The 26,901-nt window shown below is 44.4% G+C and carries 26 protein-coding genes and 2 tRNA genes; 10 read left to right on the forward strand and 18 right to left on the reverse strand.

All coding sequences use genetic code 11. From position 1 onward, the window contains the following. Nucleotides 1–22 precede the first annotated feature (22 nt). Complete coding sequence (pdhR, locus tag R7P36_RS09115) at nt 23–790, reverse strand: pyruvate dehydrogenase complex transcriptional repressor PdhR (protein WP_005379989.1); 768 nt, start codon at nt 788–790, stop codon at nt 23–25. Between the two features lie 405 nt (nt 791–1,195). After that, complete coding sequence (ampD, locus tag R7P36_RS09120; RefSeq protein WP_213899256.1) at nt 1,196–1,747, reverse strand: 1,6-anhydro-N-acetylmuramyl-L-alanine amidase AmpD; 552 nt, start codon at nt 1,745–1,747, stop codon at nt 1,196–1,198. Between the two features lie 92 nt (nt 1,748–1,839). Between ampD and nadC the strand changes: the two genes are divergently transcribed. From nadC to yacG, 8 genes are all read left to right on the forward strand, one after another. Further along, nucleotides 1,840–2,727 (forward strand): carboxylating nicotinate-nucleotide diphosphorylase, encoded by an 888-nt coding sequence (nadC, locus tag R7P36_RS09125; protein ID WP_047102656.1) that lies wholly within the window; start codon nt 1,840–1,842, stop codon nt 2,725–2,727. 263 nt (nt 2,728–2,990) lie between these two features. Next, nucleotides 2,991–3,425, forward strand: a complete 435-nt coding sequence (locus R7P36_RS09130) for a type IV pilin protein (RefSeq protein WP_029803401.1) — start codon at nt 2,991–2,993, stop codon at nt 3,423–3,425. Beyond that, nucleotides 3,425–5,110, forward strand: coding sequence for a type IV-A pilus assembly ATPase PilB (pilB, locus tag R7P36_RS09135; protein ID WP_115386281.1), 1,686 nt, complete (start codon nt 3,425–3,427; stop codon nt 5,108–5,110). The genes R7P36_RS09130 and pilB overlap by 1 nt, the downstream gene beginning before the upstream one ends. A 23-nt stretch (nt 5,111–5,133) precedes the next feature. Beyond that, nucleotides 5,134–6,357 (forward strand): type II secretion system F family protein, encoded by a 1,224-nt coding sequence (locus tag R7P36_RS09140; protein ID WP_213899255.1) that lies wholly within the window; start codon nt 5,134–5,136, stop codon nt 6,355–6,357. A gap of 64 nt (nt 6,358–6,421) precedes the next feature. Next, nucleotides 6,422–7,291 carry a prepilin peptidase gene (locus tag R7P36_RS09145; RefSeq protein WP_017635919.1) on the forward strand — a complete coding sequence of 290 codons (870 nt, stop codon included), beginning with the start codon at nt 6,422–6,424 and terminating at the stop codon, nt 7,289–7,291. Next, nucleotides 7,292–7,906, forward strand: a complete 615-nt coding sequence (gene coaE, locus R7P36_RS09150; protein WP_017635920.1) for a dephospho-CoA kinase — start codon at nt 7,292–7,294, stop codon at nt 7,904–7,906. It abuts the gene before it with no gap. A gap of 27 nt (nt 7,907–7,933) precedes the next feature. Further along, a complete protein-coding gene (gene zapD / locus R7P36_RS09155) occupies nt 7,934–8,674 on the forward strand; it encodes a cell division protein ZapD (protein WP_005373086.1) in 741 nt (246 codons plus the stop codon). Nucleotides 8,675–8,832: 158 nt separating this feature from the next. After that, the gene (gene yacG / locus R7P36_RS09160; protein ID WP_017635922.1) at nt 8,833–9,027 is read left to right on the forward strand and encodes a DNA gyrase inhibitor YacG; all 195 of its coding nucleotides are present in this window, start codon (nt 8,833–8,835) and stop codon (nt 9,025–9,027) included. 464 nt (nt 9,028–9,491) lie between these two features. On the opposite strand, the gene rplS is transcribed toward yacG, so the two are convergent. The 5 genes from rplS to ffh form a co-directional block, all read right to left on the reverse strand. Beyond that, nucleotides 9,492–9,845, reverse strand: a complete 354-nt coding sequence (gene rplS, locus R7P36_RS09165; protein ID WP_005379971.1) for a 50S ribosomal protein L19 — start codon at nt 9,843–9,845, stop codon at nt 9,492–9,494. A 41-nt stretch (nt 9,846–9,886) separates the two neighbouring features. After that, the gene (gene trmD, locus R7P36_RS09170) at nt 9,887–10,648 is read right to left on the reverse strand and encodes a tRNA (guanosine(37)-N1)-methyltransferase TrmD (RefSeq protein ID WP_033905595.1); all 762 of its coding nucleotides are present in this window, start codon (nt 10,646–10,648) and stop codon (nt 9,887–9,889) included. A gap of 27 nt (nt 10,649–10,675) precedes the next feature. Further along, nucleotides 10,676–11,224, reverse strand: coding sequence for a ribosome maturation factor RimM (gene rimM, locus R7P36_RS09175; protein ID WP_005379964.1), 549 nt, complete (start codon nt 11,222–11,224; stop codon nt 10,676–10,678). Nucleotides 11,225–11,253: 29 nt separating this feature from the next. Continuing rightward, on the reverse strand, nt 11,254–11,502 hold the full coding sequence (rpsP, locus tag R7P36_RS09180) for a 30S ribosomal protein S16 (RefSeq protein ID WP_005379962.1): 249 nt from the start codon (nt 11,500–11,502) through the stop codon (nt 11,254–11,256). 209 nt (nt 11,503–11,711) lie between these two features. Then, nucleotides 11,712–13,094: a signal recognition particle protein gene (gene ffh / locus R7P36_RS09185; protein WP_005385423.1), complete on the reverse strand. Its 1,383-nt coding sequence runs from the start codon at nt 13,092–13,094 to the stop codon at nt 11,712–11,714. 224 nt (nt 13,095–13,318) lie between these two features. Between ffh and R7P36_RS09190 the strand changes: the two genes are divergently transcribed. Then, complete coding sequence (locus R7P36_RS09190; RefSeq protein ID WP_005379950.1) at nt 13,319–14,113, forward strand: inner membrane protein YpjD; 795 nt, start codon at nt 13,319–13,321, stop codon at nt 14,111–14,113. A 124-nt stretch (nt 14,114–14,237) separates the two neighbouring features. After that, the gene (locus R7P36_RS09195; protein ID WP_213899254.1) at nt 14,238–15,518 is read left to right on the forward strand and encodes an HlyC/CorC family transporter; all 1,281 of its coding nucleotides are present in this window, start codon (nt 14,238–14,240) and stop codon (nt 15,516–15,518) included. A 70-nt stretch (nt 15,519–15,588) separates the two neighbouring features. Here R7P36_RS09195 and luxS read toward each other — a convergent pair whose 3' ends face one another. The 11 genes from luxS to R7P36_RS09250 all read right to left on the reverse strand — a co-directional run bounded on the left by luxS (nt 15,589) and on the right by R7P36_RS09250 (nt 26,901). After that, nucleotides 15,589–16,107: an S-ribosylhomocysteine lyase gene (luxS, locus tag R7P36_RS09200; protein ID WP_213899253.1), complete on the reverse strand. Its 519-nt coding sequence runs from the start codon at nt 16,105–16,107 to the stop codon at nt 15,589–15,591. An 84-nt stretch (nt 16,108–16,191) separates the two neighbouring features. Then, nucleotides 16,192–16,797, reverse strand: coding sequence for a hypothetical protein (locus tag R7P36_RS09205; protein ID WP_213899252.1), 606 nt, complete (start codon nt 16,795–16,797; stop codon nt 16,192–16,194). A gap of 23 nt (nt 16,798–16,820) precedes the next feature. After that, complete coding sequence (gene gshA, locus R7P36_RS09210) at nt 16,821–18,389, reverse strand: glutamate--cysteine ligase (RefSeq protein WP_213899251.1); 1,569 nt, start codon at nt 18,387–18,389, stop codon at nt 16,821–16,823. A gap of 156 nt (nt 18,390–18,545) precedes the next feature. Next, nucleotides 18,546–21,389, reverse strand: a complete 2,844-nt coding sequence (locus tag R7P36_RS09215; protein ID WP_213899250.1) for a M16 family metallopeptidase — start codon at nt 21,387–21,389, stop codon at nt 18,546–18,548. Nucleotides 21,390–21,398: 9 nt separating this feature from the next. Continuing rightward, complete coding sequence (locus R7P36_RS09220) at nt 21,399–21,860, reverse strand: YqaA family protein (RefSeq protein ID WP_005379938.1); 462 nt, start codon at nt 21,858–21,860, stop codon at nt 21,399–21,401. Next, nucleotides 21,854–22,804 (reverse strand): NADP-dependent oxidoreductase, encoded by a 951-nt coding sequence (locus R7P36_RS09225; RefSeq protein ID WP_137282360.1) that lies wholly within the window; start codon nt 22,802–22,804, stop codon nt 21,854–21,856. The genes R7P36_RS09220 and R7P36_RS09225 overlap by 7 nt, the downstream gene beginning before the upstream one ends. Nucleotides 22,805–22,927: 123 nt before the next feature. Continuing rightward, the gene (locus tag R7P36_RS09230) at nt 22,928–24,058 is read right to left on the reverse strand and encodes a sodium ion-translocating decarboxylase subunit beta (protein ID WP_005379935.1); all 1,131 of its coding nucleotides are present in this window, start codon (nt 24,056–24,058) and stop codon (nt 22,928–22,930) included. 9 nt (nt 24,059–24,067) lie between these two features. Next, nucleotides 24,068–25,852, reverse strand: a complete 1,785-nt coding sequence (oadA, locus tag R7P36_RS09235) for a sodium-extruding oxaloacetate decarboxylase subunit alpha (protein WP_213899249.1) — start codon at nt 25,850–25,852, stop codon at nt 24,068–24,070. Nucleotides 25,853–25,883: 31 nt separating this feature from the next. Further along, nucleotides 25,884–26,141: an oxaloacetate decarboxylase subunit gamma gene (locus R7P36_RS09240; protein WP_005379932.1), complete on the reverse strand. Its 258-nt coding sequence runs from the start codon at nt 26,139–26,141 to the stop codon at nt 25,884–25,886. A gap of 553 nt (nt 26,142–26,694) precedes the next feature. Next, a tRNA-Arg gene (locus R7P36_RS09245) sits at nt 26,695–26,771 on the reverse strand. Between the two features lie 53 nt (nt 26,772–26,824). Continuing rightward, a tRNA-Arg gene (locus tag R7P36_RS09250) sits at nt 26,825–26,901 on the reverse strand.

Here is a 26,901-nt window from a genome sequence, read left to right on the forward strand (position 1 = left end):
TCTACTTATTTAAGTAACGCTCTTACGAGTCATTACCCTGCTGAATTCGACGTAGAGAACGCTCTCGTCGAGACTCTTCTCGAGTCAAATCCAACAATGTTTCTTCGATGTAAGCCAAGTGCGAGTGGGACATTTCTCGCGCCTTTTCAGGCTGACCAGAAACAATCGCATCCACGATATTGGCTCGGTGTTTACTGACTTTCTCGACCGCTTCTGGGCGGCGACGTAGTAATTTAAAATTTTGTAGAATATTTTGCTCAAGCAAAGGTGCTAAGCTTCGAACAATGTGCAACAAAACCACGTTGTGCGCGGCCTCTGTCAAAGCGATCAAAAATTGCATTACTTCCGCAGATTCAGCTTCAATATCGTTGTTTGCTTGCTCTTGGCTAATGCGCTCAAGGCAACCTTGAATACGCGCAAAATCTTCTTCGGTACCACGTAAAGCTGCAAAGTAGGCTGAAATTCCTTCCATCGCATGACGAGACTCAAGCACATCAAGCTGGGTTTCAGAATGACTAGACAACAAATTCAACAAGGGATCTGAAAAGCTCTTCCAGATATTCTCACTTACGAATGTTCCGCCACCTTGGCGACGAGTCAACAAACGCTTCGCTTCCAAGCGTTGAATGGCTTCTCGGACTGAAGGACGAGACACATCGAACTGTTTTGCCAGTTCACGCTCTGGAGGCAGTTGTTGCCCCGGAGACAATGTTCCTTCCACTATCAACCTTTCTAACTCTTGTTCTATAACATCAGAGAGTTTTGGCTGACGAATCCTTTGATAAGCCATAATTTATTGTTCTTCTACTCTTGCAGGTAATTGGTAATACCAATTTTAAGTTGGTGCAGAAATTAACATAATTAAAACGCCACTGTCCAGCCGAAAATTGACCTAAATCATAGAACGAGCTTACTTCCAACACTCTGATAACAATCGACTGTTAAAACAGCAATAGAATTGGTATGACCAATTACATAAAGCATACAAATGGGAAGTCGACGTGCTAGCAGTTTTGGAAAAGAAATACAGAAAATGACAAAATTATCAGTCTATTTATTCACCAAAACGGCATGTGCGAGCGTAAAAATGTAGTTAACTTTTAACAATCATTAATATTTCTGGTATCAAAAAAAGGCATACCTGATCGTATGCCTTATTTATTTCGCTTTTTTGAATTTACACTTTCGCTACAAATCAACGCTGTATAAGCTGTCTGTATTTCACCCAATCAAAGCTTAGACCAGGATCGCTTTTTCTCAAGGGCGCAATATATTGATGACCGGTAATTCGTGGCGGGGTGATTTGAGGATAAGATTGCATAATCACCTCAGTGATCTCTGCAAGTGATTGATATTGCGCTTCTGTGTAGGCAGTAAATTCTGTCCCTTCAAGCTCGATACCAATGGAATAATCATTACAACGCTTCCTGCCCGCGAAACTGGATTGACCGGCATGCCATGCTCTATCGAGAAAAGAAACAAATTGAACAACCTCGCCGTTTCTTTTAATCAAGCAATGTGCAGAAACGCCCATTTTGTGAATAACTTCAAAAAATGGATGTGCATTTGGGTCTAGCTTGCCAGTGAAGAAGTCCTCAATATACGGTCCACCAAACTGCCCAGGAGGCAAACTGATGTTGTGTACCACCAGCAGAGAGATGTCGTTTGTATCAGAGCGAGCATCAAAAAATGGTGACGGAACATGCTTTGCTTGTGTCAGCCAGCCATTCTCGATAATTGGGCGCATATCAACCTCTCTACTTTGCAAATTAACTGCTGAAATTATTGACACCGGAGAGTATCATTCGTTGCCATCTCCCTTTCAAGACAAGATTTGCGATGAAGAACACACACAACATTCAAGAACGCCTAGAATACCTTAAACAACAACTCCCTTTAGAGATCACTCGCTCTGTCGCTGATACCTTAAAAGAAGATCTAGGTGGCAGTGTCGACGCAGATAATGACATTACTGCATCTTTGATCCCTGCCGAAGCGGTTAATACCGCAACTATTATTACTCGTGAGCATGGTGTGTTCTGTGGTCAAGCATGGGCTGATGAAGTTTTTAAACAGCTCGGTGGCAAGGTCAGCATTGAATGGCACGTAAAGGACGGAGATAAAGTCGAACCTAACCAAACCCTTTGCACGCTGACAGGCCCTGCTCGTGACTTGTTGACTGGTGAGCGTAACGCAATGAACTTCATCCAAACGTTGTCTGGCTGCGCAACAGTTACCGCAGAGTACGCTGAAAAAATCGCGCATACTGAGTGTCGTCTACTAGACACACGCAAAACCATTCCTGGTCTGCGTAGCGCACTAAAATACGCCGTGACGTGTGGTGGTGGCTTTAACCATCGCATCGGCGTGTTCGACGCTTACCTCATTAAAGAAAACCACATTATTGCTTGTGGTGGCATCACTCAAGCCATCCAAAAAGCGAAAGAGCTTAACCCAGGCAAACCGGTAGAAGTAGAAACGGAAAGCTTAGAAGAGTTGAAACAAGCGATAGAGGCTGGTGCCGACATCATCATGCTCGATAACTTCACAAAAGAAATGATGCGTGAAGCCGTAGCGATTAACGCAGGTCGTGCCGCTTTAGAGAACTCCGGCAACATTACGCTAGAGACCATCGCAGAATACGCAGAAACCGGTGTCGATTACATTTCGGTAGGCGCGTTGACTAAGCATTTAAAAGCGATGGATCTTTCGATGCGCTTCAAATAATAAAAGCAACAAATCTGAAATTACTTCAACTAACTCAGTGAGTTGTGAGTAATTCATCATTTAAAAGGGCCAATTGGCCCTTTCTTTTTATCCACTAAAAAAATAGTACTACTCGCAAAACTCTGCATGCGATATGCAACTTTTCACCAAAGAGTTTTATCTCACTCGAGAGCCCATCCCTTCCCCATTTTCAACCTTTATGAAGTCTCCATAATCCTTCGCTAATGCAAGGGCATTATTTATTTCATTAAGAAGGAAAGAAAATGAAACACAGTAAACAGAAAAAACAGCAAGGCTTTACGTTAATTGAATTGATGATTGTGGTAGCAATTATTGGTGTGTTATCAGCAGTCGCAATCCCTGCATATAAAGACTATGTCGCAAAGTCAGCTGTAACCTCTGCTGTGGGTACTTTAAAGTCATTACTTACTAATGCTGATTTATATACTCAGAACAACACCACAGCTACTTCCGACTTAGGAGACATCGGTGGGAACGCTACTATGAACGCCCTTGGCAATATTACCGCATCAATTGAAGGTGCTGGAGCAGCCTCAAACGCAAAATCTACACTCAAATTTGTATTTAATACTGGCAATGCTGCAGCAGGTGACATCGAATATGCTAGGACACCAAACACACCCTGGGGCTGTACAAATAATACTAACCCAAAAGTATCTATTGATAGCTGCCCATAATGCAAACCAACCTCTCCACGATTCTTCGTCAAAAAGGACTATTGGCTTTTTCCCAAGAAGAATCGTTGCTTGAGCAAGTCAAAGCTTCTGGCATTTCGATGCCGGAAGCTTTGCTCAGTTCAGGGTTATTTACATCACGCGAACTCACTGAACATTTAAATTCTATTTTTGGATTAAATCAGCCCGAGTTATCTCAGTACGAGTACGCCTCGCTTTGTCAGCAACTTGGCCTTAGGGAATTAATCACACGGCATAACGCACTCCCACTCCAGCGTACACCTTCAACGTTATTATTAGCCGTTGCCGACCCCACGAACCAACAAGCAGAAGACGATTTCCGCTTTGCCACTGGTTTACAGATTGAATTGGTGTTGGCGGATTTTCGTCAACTCAGCGCGGCAATTCGACGCTTATATGGTCGTTCATTGAGTCATGAGAAGTCCGGGTTAAAAGAGATCAACCAAGAAGAGTTAGCCAATCTGGTTGATGTGGGCGCAGATGAAATCGACAACATTGAAGACTTGAGCCAAGATGAGTCTCCTGTTAGCCGTTACATCAACCAAATTCTGTTGGACGCTGTGCGCAAAGGCGCATCCGATATCCACTTTGAGCCTTATGAAAAGATGTACCGTGTGCGCCTACGCTGTGATGGCATCTTAATTGAAACACAGCAGCCACCAAGCCACTTAAGTCGCCGCTTATCCGCTCGTATCAAAATCCTCTCTAAACTTGATATTGCAGAGCGACGTTTACCACAAGATGGGCGTATTAAGCTCAAGTTGAATCAAGACACCGCAATTGATATGCGTGTATCCACGCTACCGACTCTATTCGGAGAGAAAATTGTACTACGACTGCTCGACAGCAGCTCTGCGTCATTGGATATCGACAAGCTTGGTTATAGCGAACAACAAAAACAATTGTACTTGGATGCGCTGCGTCGCCCACAAGGCATGATTCTGATGACAGGCCCAACCGGGAGCGGAAAAACCGTTTCTCTGTACACTGGGCTGAGTATCCTCAATAAGCCAGAAATCAACATTTCCACGGCAGAAGACCCAGTAGAAATTAACTTATCGGGCATTAACCAAGTTCAAGTTCAGCCTAAGATTGGTTTTGGTTTTGCCGAAGCCCTGCGCTCTTTCTTACGTCAAGACCCGGATGTGGTAATGGTCGGTGAGATTCGTGACTTAGACACCGCCGAAATCGCTATAAAAGCATCGCAAACCGGTCACTTAGTACTTTCAACCTTACATACCAATTCTGCGGCTGAAACGGTTATTCGTTTATCAAACATGGGCGTAGAAAGCTTTAACTTGGCCTCATCTCTTAATTTGATTATTGCCCAGCGCTTGGCCCGTAAACTGTGCTCGCACTGTAAACAATCACAAGAGCTTACCGTTCAGCTACAACATCTTGGAATTCAAGCAAGCGACAACATTTTTAAAGCCAATCCCGATGGATGTAATGAGTGTACCCATGGTTATTCCGGCCGAACGGGAATTTATGAAGTGATGCGCTTTGATGAATTTCTTTCCGAAGCGCTTATTAAAGGCGCCTCAGTACATGAACTAGAAAAACTCGCCATCGCAAATGGTATGAGCACGTTACAAATGTCGGGCATAGAAAAACTCAAACAAGGGATCACAAGTTTTAGTGAACTACAGCGCGTACTTTATTTTTAATCCTTTAATCAGCAGTCACCTCTATGAAAAGCACTACACCACAACTTAAAAACTTCCGCTGGAAAGGCATCAACAGTTCTGGCAAAAAGACGTCTGGACAAACCCTCGCGATGACAGAAATTGAAGTACGCGAGCGTCTAGACGCACAGCACATCAAGATCAAGAAGTTAAAGAAAAGCAGTATCTCGTTTCTCACTAAACTCAGCCATCGCGTGAAAGGCAGAGACATCACGGTGTTTACCCGTCAGATTTCGACGATGTTGATAACCGGTGTACCCTTAGTTCAGGCTTTAAAATTGGTCTCAGAAAATCATAAAAAAGCAGAGATGAAATCCATTTTGATGAGCGTGACACGCGCCGTTGAAGCGGGGACGCCCATGTCAAAAGCCATGCGCACTGCAAGTGAACACTTTGACCCACTCTATACCGATCTTATCGCCACAGGTGAGCAATCCGGTAACTTAGCAGAAGTGTTCGAGCGCTTAGCCACCTACCGAGAAAAAAATGAACAACTCCGTGCGAAAGTGATCAAAGCACTGATCTACCCAGCGATGGTTGTGCTAGTCGCGTTGGGCGTGTCGTTTATCATGCTCACCAAAGTCATTCCCGAGTTTGAAAAAATGTTTGTTGGTTTTGGTGCTGACTTACCTTGGTTTACCAGGCAAGTATTAGATCTTTCCGCCTGGACACAAAACTGGAGTCCGTTTATCACACTAGGCTCCATTAGTTTATTCATCTCGGCGAGAATCCTCTCTAAGCGTTCAGATTCTTTTCGCTTAACGCTCAATCGATCTGTGCTTAAATTTCCGGTCCTTGGGCCTGTATTATCAAAAGCAGCGATCGCCAAATTTAGTCGAACACTCGCCACAAGCTTTACAGCGGGCATTCCAATTCTAACCAGTTTAAAAACCACATCAAAAACATCAGGAAACTTGCACTATCAACTCGCCATAGAAGAAGTTTACCGTAATACCGCCGCAGGTATGCCAATGTATGTAGCCATGCGCAACTGTAATGTGTTCCCTGAATTGGTGTTACAAATGGTTATGATCGGTGAAGAGTCTGGTCGACTTGACGATATGCTCAATAAAGTTGCAACAATCTACGAGTTTGAAGTCGACAACACCGTCGACAACCTTAGTAAAATTCTAGAGCCACTAATTATCGTATTTTTAGGTATCGTTGTTGGCGGATTAGTGACAGCAATGTACTTGCCAATCTTTAACTTAATGAGTGTATTGGGCTAGAATGAGCTGTTAACTCCTTTAAAACAGCATCTTGCTGATTTCACTCATCGCTCAAGAGACAAATATGGAAGTATTCCAGTACTACCCTTGGCTATTCGTTGTGTTTGCCACCATCTTCGGTCTGATCGTGGGTAGCTTCCTCAATGTGGTTATTTATCGACTACCTAAAATCATGGAACTAGAATGGCGACGCGAATGTGCCGAGTCATTTCCTGAATACAAAATAGAACCTCCTAAAGAAGTGCTGACCTTGAGCGTCCCACGCTCCTCCTGCCAGAAATGCGCAACACCGATACGTATTCGCGACAACATTCCTGTGATTAGCTGGCTGCTTTTAAAAGGCAAATGTCACAACTGTCAGGCAACCATTAGTGCACGCTATCCACTGATTGAACTGCTCACCGCGTTCTGTTCAGGCTTTATAGCTTATTACTTTGGTTTTAGTTACTTTACCGTTGCCCTACTCTTTTTTACTTTTATCTTAATCGCCGCAACATTTATCGATCTCGATACTATGTTGTTACCTGACCAATTAACATTACCATTAACTTGGGCTGGCATTGCCTTAGCATTAGTCGAAATAAGTCCTGTTACTCTACAAGATTCTGTCATTGGTGCTATTGCTGGTTACCTATGTCTCTGGTCCGTTTACTGGGGCTTTAAGTTACTTACCGGTAAAGAAGGAATGGGGTATGGTGATTTTAAACTACTAGCGGCACTAGGAGCTTGGCTAGGTTGGCAGTCACTGCCGATGATCATTCTACTTTCTTCTGTGGTTGGCATCGTATTTGGCATCATTCAACTACGCTTGCAAAAGCAGGGAATTGAAAAAGCTTTCCCTTTCGGTCCTTACTTAGCAATTGCTGGTTGGATAAGCTTAATTTGGGGCGACCAGATTTTAAACTGGTACTTTACTTCAGTTCTAGGAGTGTAAATGGCTTTGGTTATTGGTTTAACAGGTGGTATCGCTAGTGGAAAAACAACCGTCGCGAATCTGTTCAAACAACAATTTAAAATCGATATCGTCGATGCCGACATTGTCGCAAGAGAAGTTGTCGAGCCAGGTACTCCCGGCCTAAACGCGATTATTGAACACTTTGGTCACGATATCGTTCGTGAAGACCAAACTTTAGATCGCGCAAAGCTGAGAGAAAAAATCTTTTCGAATTCAGATGAAAAAGCATGGCTCAACGCACTGTTGCACCCGATAATTCGTGAAAAGATGATCGAAGATTTGCAGCAAGTCACTTCAGAGTATGCGTTACTTGTGGTGCCGTTGCTCGTAGAAAACAAGCTAGATAGTTTGTGTGATCGCGTTCTTGTCGTCGATGTAGAACCGAATACACAGATATCTCGCACGATGAAACGAGACAATGTGAGTGAAGATCAAGTTCGCGCCATCCTTGCCTCTCAAGCATCAAGAGAGCAAAGGCTCGCGCTTGCAGACGATGTGGTTAAGAATAATCCAAGTGACCCTGATCTTTTGCTTCAAATCACAGATTTGCACGAAAAGTACCTAGCCATGTGTAAGAAAAATCTGCGAAAATAGGAACGAAACTCACAAAGGCTTATGTCGATGACCACGCACAAATTTGAACATCCGTTAAATGAGAAAACTCGTATTTATCTAAGAGTGGAGTCTCTGCTGCGTCAGGCTCACTTGGCCTCTGGGTTTAGCGAAAATCATCAGTATCAACTGTTTTTCCGTGCGTTATTCGATATGGTTGAGATCTTCGAACAAATCCAACTGAAAAGTGAACTGGCTAAAGATCTTGAGAAGCAGCGGCTGTCGTACCGCCATTGGCTCAATGTTGATGGTGTCGATCAAGACGCATTAAATACCCTACTACAAGAGATAGATGTCGTTCATAGCCAACTAATGGGTGCTGAACGTTTTGGCCAAGCATTAAAAGAAGATCGCTTCCTAAGCTCTATCCGTCAACGCTTTAATCTACCGGGTGGTTCATGCTGTTTTGATCTGCCAGCATTACACTACTGGCTTCATCTACCTATTGAACGTAAAAAGCGTGATGCACAACAGTGGCAAGCAAGCTTAAAGCCCTTATCTGATGCGCTTTCGTTATGGTTAAAGCTCACTAGAGAGACCGGACATTTCAAAGCTCAAATCGGTCGTGCAGGTTTCTTCCAAAGTGACGCTGATGAAGCCAACATTCTAAGACTTCACATCCCAATGGAATATGGCGTGTATCCTATGATTTCAGGCCATAAAAACCGCTTTGCGATCAAGTTTATGTCGTTTGAAAACGGTCAAGCGTGCACACAAGATATTGAATTTGAACTTGCTGTGTGCAGCTAAGACGACACTACGCCTCGCCTCCATAATCTAAAATTCAACGCTTTATTGCGCTTATATTTGATAAAATTTCGTAGCAGCAATAGCGCGTTGAATAAGCCATCTTTAATTCGTTTAGGTATACTACCCTTTAACACCAATTAGTAATGGGACGCTCAACTATGTCTAAAGTTACCATCGTTCAATGTCCACAATGTGGCGCCGACGTAGAATGGGGAGAACAAAGTCCTCATCGCCCTTTCTGCAGTAAACAATGCCAAATGATTGATTTTGGTGAATGGGCAGATGAAGAAAACACCATCCCAGGCGCACCCGATATGTCCGATAGTGATGGTTGGTCTGAAGACCAGTATTAAATTGAGACCTAGGGTAAAGGAATACCCTAGGTTCCTTCTTGGGGAATCTGAATCACGCTCCTTCGTCGCTGTCCAGAATGACGAATTTGAACCTCGGTGCTATATAATCTTTGACCATCAATTCCCGTCATTCAGAGGAGCCATAGCGGCATTAAGAATCTACTAACAGCAAAGATGAAGCTAACAACTTAAACAATTGCATTCTCGACTAGTAGATTCTGAATCACGCTCCTTCGTCGCCTTCAAAATGACGAATTTTAACCTCGGTGCTATATAATCTTTGGCCATCATTTCCCGTTATTCAGAGAAGCCATAGCGACATCAGGAATCTATTCACAGCAAGGTAGAGGCGTGGAGTGTACGTCAGTGCAGGCGGATGAAAAGAAACGAGCAAGCTAATTACACAAATAAAAAAACGGAGCCCTAAAAGGACTCCGTTTAAGATGAGAACGCTAGTTATAGCATTACTTCTTAGCAAGTTTCTCTTTGATACGAGCAGACTTACCAGAACGCTCACGTAGGTAGTACAACTTGGCACGACGTACTGCACCACGGCGTTTAACTTCGATGCTATCAACGATTGGAGAGTGTGTTTGGAACGTACGCTCAACACCTTCACCGTTAGAGATCTTACGTACAGTGAAAGCAGAGTGTAGACCACGGTTACGGATTGCGATTACAACGCCTTCGAAAGCCTGTAGACGCTCACGGTCACCTTCTTTTACCTTAACTTGAACTACAACAGTGTCACCTGGTGCAAATTTAGGTAGGTCTGATTTCATTTGCTCTTCTTCAAGAGCTTTGATGATGTTACTCATTTTTTAAATTCCTAGAATAAACTGATACTAAATAAATTAGGTTACTTTGCGTTATGTTCTTTAATGGCTTTATGCTCATTAACAAACTCAGCAAGTAATTGTTCCTGTTCGTCAGTCAGAGCTAGGTTTTCCAGGAGCTCTGGTCTTCTTAGCCAAGTACGGCCCAACGACTGCTTGAGTCGCCATTGACGAATGTCCTTGTGATTGCCTGACATCAGTACCGCTGGTACCTCTTTGTCATCCAATACTTCTGGACGCGTATAGTGAGGGCAATCTAACAAGCCATTTGCAAAAGAGTCTTCTTCTGCTGACGCGAAATCCCCTAGTACACCCGGAACAAACCGAGAGACAGCGTCGATTAACGTCATGGCTGGTATCTCACCACCCGTCATCACAAAATCACCAATCGACCATTCTTCGTCGACTTCAGATTGAATGATGCGCTCATCTACCCCTTCATAACGACCACAAATCAGAAGCAAGTTCTCATTCGTTGCCAGTTCTTCCACTCCTTTCTGGTCGAGCTTGCGACCTTGAGGAGAAAGGTAGATGACTTTCGTCTTGCCCGGTGAGGCTGCTTTCGCGGTATAAATGGCATCGCGCAAAGGCTGAACCATCATTAACATACCAGGGCCACCACCGTAAGGTCGGTCATCGACTGTGCGATGTTTGTCGTGAGTGAAATCTCTAGGATTCCAAGTCTCAATCGACAAAAGACCTTTTTTAACCGCTTGACCTGTTACTCCAAAATCAGTAACAGAACGGAACATTTCTGGAAAAAGGCTAATAACGCCAACCCACATGTTTATCTCGCTCTGTAATTTTGGAGATTAGAATCCAGGATCCCAGTCAACTTCGATCCGTTGAGCTTCGCGATCAACATTAATGATCACTTGCTCTTCAAGGAACGGGATTAATCGTTCCTTCTGCCCGAAAGCATCTTTAAGATTTGCTTTAACAACCAGAACATCGTTTGAGCCAGTTTCTAGCATGTCAGTAACGACACCTAGATCGTAACCTTTAGTAGTTACAACTTGCATCCCAAACAATTCGCGCCAGTAGAACTCATCTTCTGACAATTCAGGAAGTACCGCAGGGTCAATAGCAATTTCAAAGTTCGTCATTAGATGCGCGTCTTCACGAACATCCATGCCTTCCAGCTTAGCCACCATACCTTTGTTATGGCGCTTCCAGCTTTCTACTTTGTACTCAACCCACTTGCCCTTTTGGTTAATGTACCAAGGGCTGTAATCGAAAATGCTTTCAGCATTGTCTGTGTAGGAAAAAACTTTAAGCCAACCACGAATGCCGTAAGTAGCACCAAACTTGCCTACAACAATCTTTTCGTTGCTCATTGTTTCTTTACCTTTCATCGACATAAACTAGTTTCTACTTTTCAAGTAAAAAATTAAGCCGCTTTTTGAGCGTCTTTAACTAGCTTAGCAACACGGTCAGATACTGACGCGCCTTGACCAACCCAGTGGTTAACGCGGTCTAGGTCTAGACGTAGACCTTCTTCTTGACCTTTAGCAGTTGGGTTGAAGAAACCAACTTTCTCGATGAAACGGCCAGTTGCAGCGTTGCGGCTGTCCGCTACTACGATTTGATAAAATGGACGCTTTTTAGCGCCGTGACGTGCCAAACGAATGGTTACCATGTCGTCCTCTTTGCTTTCTCAAAAATAAAATTAACCCCAAAAACCATTCAAGAAATTAAACAGTTTGGGGTCTCGTGCCAAAATAAAGCTCCGGAATTTTACTCTTCTCCCGGAGCAATGCAAGGAGTTTAGTTACTTTTTCACCAACATAAATTGAATTTAAAGTTTGTGACGTACCTAACACCCTGAATCTATGCGTGATCGATTAATTAACGACCAAATGGGTTGAAGCCACCGCCACCACCCATGCCGCCCATCATGCCTTGCATGTTGCGCATCATGCCTTTCATGCCACCTTTTTGCATCTTTTTCATCATTTTCTGCATTTGGGTGAACTGTTTTAGTAAGCGGTTTACATCTTGAACCTGCACACCAGAACCAGCCGCGATACGCTTCTTGCGCGAGCCCTTGATAATTTCTGGGCGTTGACGTTCTTTCATTGTCATGGAGCTGATGATCGCTTCCATCTGTTTGAACATCTTGTCATCGACTTTGTCTTTTACATTGTCTGGTAGCTGGGACATTCCTGGAAGCTTATCCATCATCCCCATCATGCCGCCCATGTTTTGCATCTGGCCTAGCTGTTCACGGAAATCTTCAAGGTCGAAACCTTTCTTCTCTTTGAACTTCTTCGCTAACTTTTCTGCCTTTTCTTGGTCAACGTTGCGTTGTAGGTCTTCAATCAAAGACAAAACGTCACCCATGCCAAGAATACGTGAAGCAACACGATCTGGGTGGAACGGTTCTAGCGCGTCAGTTTTTTCACCGACACCCAAGAATTTGATTGGCTTGCCCGTGACATGGCGTACTGAAAGTGCCGCACCACCACGAGCATCACCATCAACCTTAGTTAGAACTACACCGGTAAGAGGTAGCGCATCGCCAAAGGCTTTTGCTGTATTTGCTGCGTCTTGACCCGTCATGGCGTCAACAACAAATAGCGTTTCTACTGGGTTGATAGCTGCGTGAAGATCTTTGATCTCCCCCATCATCTCTTCATCAATTGCCAAACGACCTGCGGTATCGACAATCAATACGTCGTAGAATTTTTTCTTCGCATGGTCAATCGCTGCATTGGCGATATCAATAGGCTTTTGGTCTGGTGATGATGGGAAGAAGTCAACACCGATGTCTGATGCCAGTGTTTCAAGCTGCTTGATTGCCGCAGGACGGTAAACGTCGGCAGACACAACCAAAACTTTCTTCTTGTCACGTTCTTTTAGAAGCTTAGATAACTTACCTACCGATGTGGTTTTACCCGCACCTTGTAGACCAGCCATAAGAAGCACAGCAGGTGGTTGAGCAGCAAGGTTTAGCGCCTCATTCGACTCACCCATTACGGCTTCAAGTTCTGTTTGAACGATCTTGATAAATTCCTGACCTGGAGTCAGAGATTTAGAAACTTCTACGCCCACCGCTTTTTCTTTAACGCGGTTCACAAATTCACGAACGACCGGAAGCGCAACGTCAGCTTCAAGTAGAGCCATTCGGACTTCACGTAGGGTTTCTTTAATGTTGTCTTCGGTCAGACGACCTTTACCACTGATATTTTTCAGCGTTTTGGATAATCGATCCGTTAAATTCTCAAACATCTTTGTCTCTTCGCTAAAATGGCGATTAATTAGTGTGAGTATACATTAGCCAAGGTCTGAGTCATACCCGTACCGCTGTCCTATTCTTGTCTCTATTTATATATGGTGCGGTAACTTATTAATTTCAATATCTCATCTCTCACGATTGATGTCGGATATAACGTAGCCCCAAAGTGTAATGCAAGGTATAATTTCTCCATCGTGCACAATAATATTTAGGATTCATGGATAGCTTAATAGCCATCGCGGCCGCCATACTTTATGTCTTGGCGATTGCGACCATCATACCCGGACTCTCACAACAGTCAGGAATCAAAGCAAAAACAGTGTTTGCTAGTGCTGCCTGTGCGCTTGTTTTTCATGCGTGGATTTTGAGTGATCTGATCTTTGATGGTTCAGGTCAAAACCTGAGTATTCTCAACGTGGCTTCTTTGATCAGTTTTATTATTTCTCTGGTCATGAGCCTTGCTATGTTGAAAAACCGACTGTGGTTTTTATTGCCTGTCGTTTATAGCTTTGCTGCCATCAATTTATCTGCTGCCACATTTTTGCCAAGCACGTTTATAAAGCACCTAGAGAATGACCCTAAGCTACTCATTCATATTTCATTTGCGCTCTTCTCATACGCGACTTTAACTATCGGGGCACTCTATGCGCTTCAGTTGGCTTGGCTGGATCACAAACTGAAAGCAAAAAAATCTTTGGCGATTAACCCAAACCTGCCGCCTCTATTAATGGTGGAGCGTCAACTCTTCAAAATTATTTTGATCGGTAACTTATTGTTAACTGCCACGCTCATTACTGGCTTTGTCTTTGTGCAGGATATGTTTGCCCAAGGTAAGGCACATAAGGGCATTCTTTCTTTCATCGCTTGGGTGGTGTACTCAATACTGCTTTGGGGTCACTATCAAAAAGGCTGGCGTGGTAGAAAAGTCACATGGTTCGCTGTTGCAGGAGCAACACTGTTGACTCTGGCATATTTTGGCAGTCGCTTTGTAAAAGAAATCATCTTGAATTAAGGAGCTCTAGGGCTCCTATCCTTTATATTTTAGGCTAGATAAAATACAGTACGCCTTAACTCTTTGACTTAACGGACTTACTCAACCGTTATATAACCCAATACTTACAAGGAACAGCAACGTTTTGGACGACATCTCTACGGGTATCTTGTTTGCGCTACTCGCGTGTCTTATCGTCATATCAGGTTACTTTTCCGGTTCAGAAACAGGGATGATGTCTCTGAATCGTTATCGCTTAAAACACTTAGCCAAAAACGGGCATAAGGGTGCTAAGCGAGTCGAAAGACTATTAGACCGTCCAGATCGTTTGATTGGTCTTATTCTTATCGGCAACAACCTCGTTAATATTCTCGCGTCTGCTATCGCGACCATTATTGGTATGCGTTTGTATGGTGATTTAGGTGTCGCTATCGCAACCGGTGCACTAACTATGGTTATACTGGTTTTTGCCGAGGTTACCCCTAAAACAATTGCAGCGCTTTACCCTGAACGCGTGTCCTACGCGAGCAGTATATTATTGACCATACTGATGAAGTTACTGTCGCCTTTAGTGATGCTTGTTAACTTTATTACTAATGGCTTTATCCGCTTACTTGGCGTAAGAGCGGATCACTCAGCAGAAGATCATCTTAGCTCCGATGAGCTGCGTACGGTGGTAAATGAAGCTGGCGGTTTGATTCCTCGCCGACACCAAGACATGCTGGTGTCGATTTTGGATCTTGAGCACGTCACCGTGAACGACATTATGGTCCCACGCAATGAAATTACTGGTATCGATATTAACGACGACTGGAAATCCATTGTTCGTCAGCTAACCCACTCGCCACATGGACGCATAGTTTTCTATCGTGACCAAATTGATGAAGTGGTTGGCATGCTGCGCTTGCGCGAGGCTTATCGTCTGATGTTGGAAAAGAACGAATTCAACAAAGAAACGCTATTACGTGCTGCTGATGAGGTCTATTACATCCCAGAAGGCACACCACTGAACGTGCAAATGTTGAAATTCCAACGTAACAAGCAACGTATCGGTCTGATCGTGGATGAGTACGGTGATATCATCGGTCTAATCACTCTTGAAGATATTCTGGAAGAGATCATTGGTGAGTTCACGACGTCCATTTCTCCAAGCCTCTCTGATGAAATCAGTCCTCAAGGTGACGGAAGCTTTCTTATTGAAGGCAGCACCAATATCCGAGATATCAACAAAGGCCTGAAATGGGATTTACCAACGGATGGCCCGAGAACGCTAAACGGGCTCATTTTAGAACACTTGGAAGATATTCCTGAGAGCCATCTAAGTGTGAGAGTAGCGGGTCACCCAATGGAACTTGTTGAGATTGAAGAGAACCGAATCAAGCTCGTTCGTGTTTATCCGAAGAAGAAAAAATCGACATCCAAATAACCAAAAGAAAAGCCTGACTCATGTCAGGCTTTTTTTTACTTATTGGGGCAATATGCTTCTTAATGAGCACCTAGTCGATGCGCAACTCTTTTAACATCGACTCAGGCAAAGCAAGTTCATCATTTTTGTTCACCGAAACACCAGCATCCAAAATGTTCTTTGCGATCTGTTGTGCTTCTTTTAAAGAGTGCATTGCTGCCGTGCCGCATTGGTATTCGTTAAGTTCAGGGATCTTATTCTGACTTTCTACCTTCAGCACATCTTCCATCGCTGCAATCCAAGCATCTGCGACTTGCTGCTCTGATGGTGTGCCAATCAGGCTCATGTAAAAACCTGTGCGGCAACCCATAGGCGAAATATCGATGATCTCAACAGAATCACCGTTTAGGTGACTACGCATAAAGCCTGCATAAAGGTGCTCTAGGGTGTGAATACCTTTTTCAGAAAGAATGTCTTTGTTTGGCGCAGTAAAGCGTAAGTCGAAAACAGTAATCGTATCCCCTTTTGGGGTCTGCATGGTTTTCGCCACTCGTACAGCGGGTGCATTCATACGAGTGTGGTCCACGGTAAAACTATCGAGTAAAGGCATTACATCTCTCCTGATTGTAACTCCAGTACCTTTCGGTAATGGATAAATGTCATTCATCCCTACAGCACATGAACTGACTGTGGGCTAAAAGAACCAGCTGCTGTTGTCTTCTAATTCCTGACGACATTGCTTCAGCTGCCAGCCATAAGTTTTCGCTGTTTGTTCAACACGTCGAGCGACTTTGATTAAACTAGGCTTTCGATTATAAGTACCTCGCTTATACCCACCTCGCCCTTCATGATAAGCCAGATACTGGTTATAGGGATCCCATAATGAAATCCCTAGCTGACGCCGTGTTTCATGAGTATACCAACCGACAAACATCATAGAATCATCGAAGTTGGTACGAGAGCCACCCTGACCTGTGGCATCTTGGAAGTCTTCCCAAGCAGGGTCTTGAGCTTGAGCGTAACCATACGCACTGCTGACTCGTCCCCAAGGAATAAACCCTAGCAAATAATCTTTAGGTGGTTTTGCATCGTGCCGAAAGCTGCTTTCTTGTTTAATGATGGCCATAGCGACATGAATAGGGGTCCCCCATTCATCTTCCATATCTTTGGCATCATCGTACCAACCGGATTTCTCTCGGAATATCTCGCATAAGTTATTCTGCAGCTTTGGCGGTGCCGTAGCACAACCTGCAAGTAACACGCTTCCAAGTACCGCTACTACTGACGACTTAATGTTCAACCGCACCAATCCTTAGTTAGTCATTACTGCTTCAGGTAAGCAAAGTAATCTTCCAAAAAATCATCAAAAGAAAGCGTGTCACTCTGCTCTGCTTGCTTTTGTTTTTCCACGGACGACACTACTTCCGTTTCCATCGTATCTTGTGAATAGTACTGATAACCGTGAGCTAGGTTTTCATCACGGTACTTCATACCAAGAGTACAACCAACTTTACCTAGCCCACCCAGCTCTTTCGTTAGCTCTAATAGTTGACCAGAGATCGTTAGTTCTGGGTTATCAATCCATGTCTCGAGTTGATTACACACATCTTGGTATGCACTGCCACCAGCGGTCATATCCATTTGCTGTGCTATTTGACGTAACTCGACGAAAACTCGGTGTGCCCAATCTTGTAGAGATAGACGCTCACCTTGGCAACCAATTTGCAGCATTAGACCTTTTTCACGGCCAGAAACAATGACTTTATTCCAGTTATCGCGCCAACACTCTAATTCACAGTTATCCATAGGGTCTGAGTCTGACAAGGCCGCCCAGGTAAGGAAGAGATCCAAGAATCGTACTTGCTCTTCATTTAAGCCCACTGCGCTGAATGGGTTAACATCTAGAGAACGAACTTCAATGTATTCGACACCACCGCGTCGTAACGCATCTGAAGGCTTCTCACCACTTTTCGATACACGTTTTGGACGAATCGGAGCGTACAGTTCATTCTCAATTTGTAAGATATTGGAATTAAGCTGGCGGTATTCACCATCCACTTTTACCCCAATTTTCGCAAACTCTTCTGATGGGTGGCGAATCGCATCACTCAAACCATCGAGGTATTGGTCAATGCTGTTAAAACCAATTTTCAGCACACTTTGAGCACTATTGGTATAGCCAAGATCGCTCAAACGCAAAGACGTCGACTTCGGCAAATATAATGTCCCGCCAATCTTCTCGAATGGCAGATCGGTTTCACGACCTTGAATAAAAGAGCCACATAACGCTGGTGATGCACCAAAGAAGTAGGGAATCATCCAGCCAAAGCGGTAGTAATTACGGATCAACGCAAAGTACGCATCAGACTTAGCATCTTGGCGGGCTTGTTCATCTTGCTCGCCATAGAGCGCATCCCAAAATGTTTCAGGAAACGAGAAGTTAAAATGGACACCTGAAATAATTTGCATCAGGCTGCCATAGCGACGCTTTAGGCCTTCTCGGTACAGCGTTTTCATTTTCGCTGCATTCGAAGAGCCATACTGGGCTAACTGAATATCATCCTCTGAGCCTACGTAGCAAGGCATTGATAGTGGCCACATTTTCTCTTCACCCATTTTGGTTTGAGTGAAATGATGGATATCTTTCAGCTGTGCCATCAGTTCTGGAATTTCATGTGACACAGGCGTAATGAACTCTAACAATGATTCCGAAAAATCCGTTGTGATCCATTGATTTGTGAACGCAGAGCCTAACCCTTCAGGATGAGGAGTTGTAGCTAGATGTCCATCCTGACGATAGCGCAAAGTTTCTCGCTCAACACCGCGTCCAAACTGCTTAAATACTTCGGGGTTTGATGCAACTTTTTTTAGTCGCGCAGCAAAATCAGTCAAAATGAGGTTCGCTTATATTGGGAGCAGGACACTTGTTACATAACACAAGTGTAAGCTAAGTTATTGATAGTTAATGCATCTAGATAAATAACCCACGAAAAGTTGCTTATCTAGATGAATAGCGGAGAAACGTTTCTCCGCTATTAAATGTGTACTCTATCGAATGATTTCAAGCTCTTCTACGTCTTTCCCCAACTTTTCTAATTGAGGACGCAACGATTTAGCATCACCAACGACGATAATTTGATAGTCATTTGGATCAAACCATTTCTGAGCCAGCGCATTCAACGTCTGCTTATCGACTTTTTCTACGATAGCGTTTCTTTGCTGCAAGTAATCATGATCGAGGTTGTACTTAAGAATATCACTGATGAGCTCCGCTTTTTGTGTTGGCGTTTCATATTTCAGTGCATCTTTTTGACCGACCGCTTGACGCATAAATTTCATCTCTTCATCAGTAATACCTGACTGCGAGTATTCATTTAGCTCATTTTCCATCTCAATGATCGAAGCAACCGTTGCATCCGCTCGTACTTGCGCGGTGAAAACCACCGAGCCTGTTTCTGGATTACCAGAGAAGTAGCCGTAAGCACCGTATGTGTAACCCTTGTCTTCACGTAGATTTTGGTTAATGCGGCTATTGAAGTTCCCAGCTAAGTTGAAGTTTGCCAGTTGGCTTAGGTAAAAATCGCCCGTTGCGTCGTAAGGCATACCTTGACGAACCATCATGACCACACTTTGCGGCGCTCCTGGTTTATCAACAAGATGGATCTTTTGCTCACCTAATGCAGCAATGCTTTGCGGTGCATACAATGGCGCAGCTTCATCCTGCCAGTTTTTCCAGAACTTCAGTTGCTGTTCAATTTCCTGTTGATCAATGTCACCAACAACGACGATTTGCGCACTTTGTGGCGTGTAATGCTTCGAGTAGAATTCACGGACATCATCCAACGTTAATGCACTGACACCTGCTTGCGTGCCGTCTTTTGGTCGAGCAAAAACCGAATCCCCATAGAGCACCTGGCGACTCGCTTGTGACGCCATCCAACTTGGATTTTGGTGCTCATATACCAGGCCTTCTAGCGCTTGCATTTTTACACGCTCGAAATCATCTTGATTAAATGCAGGAGACAGCAACATCTCTTCGACAATTTTTAACGTCGGCTCTAAGTTCTTTTCAAGAGCAGAAACACTGATGTTTGTTGTATAACCTGTGGCATTAACAGAGATAACACTACCCAGTTTATCAAGCTCAGCTTGAATCTCTTCGACACTGCGTTTCGTTGTACCTTCTTGCAACATCGCAGCGGTCAATTGGGCAAGACCTTCTTTACCCTTTTCAACAAAACGTGTCCCGGCAGGTAGACTAAATTGCATCATCACCGTCGGCGTTTCATCGCTAACTGCACCAAGCAGCTCTGAACCATTCTTGAAATGTAACTCGTACAGCTCTGGCATCGTCGCTTTCACTGGTTCTCCTACTGGCGGTTGCACTGAGCGATCGAAGTTATCGGTCGCACGACGATACGCCAATTGGTCATCGGAAATCTTCTCATATTCTGGCAGCGTCCGCTTTGGTGTCACAAAGGTCGCAGGTTTTACGACAAGGTCTGTTTTTCCTTTTGGGACCACGCTTAGGGTCACTTTGTTCTTACCTTGGATAAAGTCCGTATACGCTTTTTCTACCGAAGTCGGCGTAACTGCACGGATTTGTTCAAGCTGTTGCTCAAGACGATCAGGATCGCCGAAAAATGTCTCGTTGGAAGCCAACTGAGTCACTTTACCTTTAACGCTTTCTAGAGCAAAAATAGCATCCGCTTCCGCTTTACCCTTCAACTGCTCAAGGCGATCTTCTGTCACGCCTTTTTCCGCAAACTGATTCAGTGATTGTAAAAGCTCGTCGTACAGTTTTGATAGGTCGCCTTTGTCTCCAGAATCACCCATTGCGTAAACGTAAAAGTTACACGCCAGTTCAGCACAGTCATGGAATGAACCAGCATCGACCGCTTTTTGAGTCTTCACTAGGTCTTGATAGAGCACGCTGTTGGTACCGCCACCCAATACTTCCGATAATGTATCGAGAGACGCTTGGCTTTCTTCGCCGTTGTAGGTTGTTGGCCACGCGATCATCACCATAGGTTGTTGAATACGATCTTCTAGAGTGATGTATTTATCTTCTTGCAGTTTTGCAGGTTGTTTCGGCGCATTTTCAACCTCAGGACCACGAGGAATCGAACCGAAGTACTTATTTACCCACTCTAGAGTTTGTTCAACGTCTAAGTCACCACCGATCGTGATAGTCGCATTGTTTGGGCCATACCAACGCAAGAAAAACGCTTTGAGGTCGTTCACATCAACACGATCAAGATCTTCAACATAACCAATGGTTTGCCACGAATACGGATGACCTTCAGGATATAGCGCTTCGGACATGCGCTCCCAAATTAAGCCATAAGGACGATTATCGTAACGCTGAGCTCGCTCATTTTTTACAGTCGAACGCTGAATTTCAAATTTGCGTTGAGAAACCGCATCCAACAAAAAGCCCATACGGTCAGACTCTAACCACAGCATTTTCTCGAGCTGGTTAGCAGGGACAGTTTCAAAGTAGTTAGTACGATCGCGGTTTGTTGTACCATTTAACGTGCCGCCAGCCTCTGTGATGATTCTGAAGTGCTCTTGGTCACCAACGTTCTCTGAACCTTGGAACATCATGTGCTCAAAGAAATGCGCAAAACCAGACTTACCCACTTCTTCACGAGCTGAACCAACATGGTAAGTCACATCCACATGGACCAATGGGTCAGAATCTTCAGGAGCTAAGATCACCGTTAAACCATTATCGAGTTTATACTTTTGGTATGGAATCTTAACTTTGCCTTCTTCAGCTTTCGATGACTCAACGAAAGTTACCCCTTTCGGCAGTGATGAAACTGGCGTATTTGATGCACAGCCCGTGATCACCAACAGTGAACACGCGCCAACCCAAAACATCTTCATGTACTTTCCTTAAAATAATCCGAGATAGATGGCCGCAAGTAAGCTATACCTAGCAGCCTTTCCTAAAAATATTAAAATCACGCAAGGCAGAAACTTCATTCTTAGCCACCCTGCGGCTAAACACAGCGGGTCTCCTATTACAGGTAACCAGCTAAAAAATAATCCCCAATAGCCATACTTAGAGAGCCACTTTAATGCGGTATGACCGTGCTTTTCCTCTTGTGCTTTGTTGGGAATCCACAAGCCAAGCCAATAATTTGTTAAGCCACCAAGCGTATTACCGATAGTAGCGACCATAACAATTGAAGAAACGGAGTATTGATTTAATGAGAGAGTGGCAACTAAGCCCGCCTCAGAACCACCAGGCAACAACGTGGCACTGAGAAAACCGGTCATGAAAAGCACCCATAATGCTGAATCTGAAAACCAAAGCGCTAAACTTTCAAAACTCGTGTTAAATGCTTCTAGCATGTCATATCAAGCAACACCTTGCCTCTGGTTCTTCCTGATTCGACCTGCTGGTGAGCACCAATGACATCACTCATAGGATAAACCTGTTGAATTTCAGTCTTCAGTAAGCCAACGCCGACCATGTACAACAAGGTATCTAACTGCGCAGGGTCTGGTTCAACCAACATGCCACTAGCCTCAAAGCCTAGGAGTTTGGCTTTTTCACAAATCAGCTCAGCAGTTATGGTTGGAACGGTGATGACTCTCGCATTGTCTTTCAGGCATTTAAGCGCATCTAACGCAGCATCTCCGCCTACTAAATCAATCAAAACATCAACATCTTCAACACGTTCTGACACTGGTGCAAATTGATAGTTCACTGCATGAGCACCGAGTGTCGCAAGGTAGTCTAGATTTCGTTCACTGCAGGTTGTAAAGACTTCCGCTTTCGTCGCGATCGCAATTTGTACCGCGAGGTGTCCAACACCACCGGCTCCAGCGAGGATAAGTACGCGATCGTTTTCATTCACATTAGCCTTACTGAGAGCTTGTGCCGCAGTTTGTCCCGCCAACGGTAATGCAGCAGCTGCCTCTAAAGTGACAGAGCTAGGAACATGACTTAACTCAGTTTCTGGAACACATATGTATTGACTGTAACCACCGCCTCGAACTGGGAAACCAATAAATCCAGCCACCTCATCACCTTCATTAAAACGTGATACCCCCTCTCCACAAGACATCACTTTTCCTGAGATGTCGTAACCTGGCACCCAAGGTAAATTATCCTTATTCTGCGCTGCCGCCCAACCGAGCCCAGCTCGAGTTTTGACATCAATAGGATTTACGCCTGAAAAAGCGACTTTTACTAAGACTTCACCAGGCTGTGGTGATGGTGTAGAAGCATGTTGAATCGCGAGTACGTTGGCATCACCAAACTCAGTGATAACGATCTGTTTGTGTTCCATAAACCATTCCCTGCAAGAAAACAAAAAGGGATGCGAAAGCATCCCTTTGACTATAAACCATTTTGTTAACCTAAGTTAATCGTGATTTTGTAAATTGGTTGATCATTCCATTTTCAATAATGTCTAACCAACAAGTGCTAACAATATACCAGCCGCAACGGCTGAACCCAGCACACCAGCAACGTTTGGTCCCATCGCATGCATTAACAAGAAGTTTTGCGGGTTAGCTTGTAAACCAACTTTGTTTACGACTCGCGCGGCCATTGGTACCGCAGAAACGCCAGCCGCACCAATAAGTGGGTTGATGTCTTCTTTCGAGAACTTGTTAAGCAGTTTCGCCATCAGGACGCCCGCACCAGTACCGATACTAAATGCAACTGCGCCTAACCCCAAGATACCTAACGTTTCTAGGTTCAAGAACTGCTCAGCTTGCAGCTTAGAACCAACACCAAGACCTAAAAAGATAGTCACTATGTTGATCAATTCATTTTGAGCAGTTTTCGATAAACGATCGACCACACCAGCTTCACGCATCAAGTTACCCAAACAGAACATACCAACCAATGGCGTAGCTGAAGGTAAGAACAGAATCGTCATCAGTAATACAGCAAGCGGGAAGATGACTTTCTCCCATTTACCAACATGACGAAGCTGAGCCATCTTAATTTGACGCTCTTCCTTGGTTGTCAGTGCTTTCATGATTGGTGGCTGGATAATCGGCACCAATGCCATATAGCTGTATGCCGCGACTGCAATCGCACCTAGCAGATCTGGAGAGAGCTTACTCGCTAAGAAAATCGCTGTCGGCCCATCAGCACCACCGATGATCGCGATAGACGATGCATCCGCCATGGAAAACTCCATGCCAGGTACATAGTTGAGCAAAATAGCGCCAAACAGTGTTGCAAAAATACCAAACTGCGCAGCCGCACCTAACCACAACGTTTTTGGGTTTGCGATCAAAGCACCAAAGTCGGTCATCGCGCCCACACCCATGAAGATCAATAGCGGGAACACACCCGATTCAATCCCAATGTAGTAAACGTAGTAGAGCAAGCCACCAGGCTCAGTAAAGCCAGCATTTGGAATATTCGCCAAAATAGCACCGAAACCAATCGGCAATAACAGTAAAGGTTCAAATCCTTTTTTAATTGCCAAAAACAGCAAAGTACAACCAACCAGCATCATACAGATTTGGCCGAACTCGAAGTTAGCGATCCCTGTTTCTGCCCAAAGGGTTAACAATCCGTCCATGATACTCCCTTACGCCAGGCTCAACAGAGGCGCACCTACTGTGACAGCATCGCCTTCTTTAACGTTCAGCTCTTGAACCACACCACCACGCGCCGCTCGAACTTCAGTTTCCATTTTCATCGCTTCAAGGATGAGCAATACATCGCCTTCAGCTACCTCAGCACCAGGCTGAACATTCACTTTGAAGATGTTACCTGCAAGAGGAGCAGGCACCGCTTCAGCTGAAGCATTAGAAGGTGTGCTAGGTGTAGCCGATTTTGCTGGTGCACTAGAAGGAGCAACAGATGTCAGTTCACCTTGAGGACCAACTTCCACCTCATACACCTGCCCGTCAACACGTACACTATAAGTTTCTACACCGCCAGTTGCTGGTTGAGCCGCAGGTACAGCAGGCTTTGCAGCTTCTAGCGTTGGTGCAGGCTCAAATGCTTCTGGGTTTTCACGATTCTTAAGGAACTTAAGCCCAACTTGAGGGAAAAGTGCATAAGTGAGTACGTCATCAACACGCTCACTTGCTAGCTTAATGCCTTCTGATTTCGCTTTCTCCATCAGATCAACCGTAAGCGTCTCCATTTCAGGCTCAAGTAAATCGGCAGGACGACAGGTAATTGGCTCTTTACCATCAAGCACTTTCGCTTGCAGTTCTGCATTTAACTCGGCTGGCGCTTGACCGTACTCACCTTTCAATAGGCCAGCGGTTTCCTTGGTAATACTCTTATAGCGCTCGCCAGTAAGAACGTTAATCACCGCTTGCGTACCGACGATCTGTGAAGTTGGAGTCACCAATGGAATGAAACCAAGATCTTCACGTACACGAGGGATCTCTTCTAATACTTCATCAATGCGATCCGCAGCGCCCTGCTCTTTCAACTGGCCTTCCATATTGGTCAGCATACCACCAGGCACTTGAGCAATCAGGATGCGTGAATCGACTCCTTTTAATTGGCCTTCCCACTTCGCATACTTCTTACGTACCTCACGGAAATATGCGGCGATAGGTTCCAGTTGCTCGAGTTTCAAATTGGTATCTCGCTCGGTGCCTTCTAGCATAGCGACTACCGTTTCAGTCGGTGTATGACCGTAAGTACAACTCATTGAAGAAATCGCAGTATCGAGAATATCAATACCGGCTTCTACTGCTTTTACCGCTGTTGCTGTAGACAGCCCCGTTGTTGCATGACAATGAAGTGCCAATGGCACATCACAAGACGCTTTGATACGCGTGATAAGCTCTTCCGCTTCATAAGGCTTAAGTAAGCCAGACATATCTTTAATACACAGCGAATGACAACCTAAATCCTCTAGGCGTTTTGCCAAGTCAACCCAAGTGTCTGCGTTATGCACTGGGCTCGTTGTGTAAGACAACGTACCTTGAGCATGCGCACCAACATCAACCGTTTCTTTCACGGCTTTCTGGAAGTTTCGCACGTCATTCATTGCATCAAAAATACGGAATACATCCATGCCGTTAGCATGCGCGCGTTCAACAAACTTTTCTACTACGTCGTCGGCATAATGGCGGTATCCTAAAAGGTTTTGACCACGCAGTAGCATTTGCATTGGTGTATTAGGCATCGCTTTTTTTAGTTCACGTAAACGCTCCCAAGGGTCTTCCCCTAAGAATCGAATACAAGAATCAAATGTTGCACCACCCCAAGTCTCTAGAGACCAGTAACCAACCTTATCCAACTCAGCTGCGATAGGCAGCATATCCTCAATACGCATACGCGTAGCAAATAGTGATTGATGGGCATCACGAAGGACCACATCAGTAATAGCTAGTGGTTTAGACATGCTCTTAAACTCCTTTTTAATCCTAGTTCGGCTACTTCGCGAATGAGGCGCGATGTTTATGAATCGCAGCCGAGATCGCCGCCACTACTTGTGGACTAACAGCTGAAGAGGTTGATTGAATATTAGTGTTTGTTTTTGGTGCTGCGATCGGCTCTGGTACTTCTTCTGGTACCAATTTCGACATTAACCGAACGAGATAAACAAGAATAGTGAGGAAAATAAATACGACCGCCATCCCCGTTAGCATCAGGGTGGCCGCATCTACTAGCAGGCTTCCTATATTAGTCATGTTGCTTCCTTTCTTTGTCATCCTGACAACGTGCAGGACTTTAATAGTGTCAAATCCCGACCCATGGATTATCTCGATTGGTTAAATTTTGTCAATTTTGTTTAAGGAAGGTTTGTAGTAATCCTGATAAATGATTATTTATTCACTACCCAGATCACAGTTCATGACAAAATAATCACTTCAAATCGCTATCACCTTACGAACAGAGTAAAGGAGGACATAAATAAAAACTGCGATTTAGATTTCAAAATCAAATCGGGACTCACGCAGTAAAAACCAACAAAAACAAAAAGATGAACAAGATTAACAATAAATAAACAAATAACAAACAAAGTGACTACATGAGAGTAATTGAAATGAAAAATGGAAGTTAGTGTATAGGAGGGATAATCAGGATGATTTCACACGATGCGACAGAAGCTTGATAGCAAATTGCTTAGATACGCACATATTCGCTTTTAAAAAAGAGGAACATAGGCTCTAGTGACCCTACGCCATATTTCAGATGTCTAGATACAAAAAAGCCTCGCAATTGCGAGGCTGTTTCAATGAGTGGCGCGTCCTGGAGGATTCGAACCTCCGACCGCCTGGTTCGTAGCCAGGTACTCTATCCAGCTGAGCTAAGGACGCGCAAGTTTTCGATATCGACTTTCGTCAACATCAGGGCATTACCCTTTAATAAGTGGCGCGTCCTGGAGGATTCGAACCTCCGACCGCCTGGTTCGTAGCCAGGTACTCTATCCAGCTGAGCTAAGGACGC

Source organism: Vibrio sp. 397 (assembly GCF_033339395.1).
Taxonomy (GTDB): Bacteria; Pseudomonadota; Gammaproteobacteria; order Enterobacterales; family Vibrionaceae; genus Vibrio; species Vibrio alginolyticus.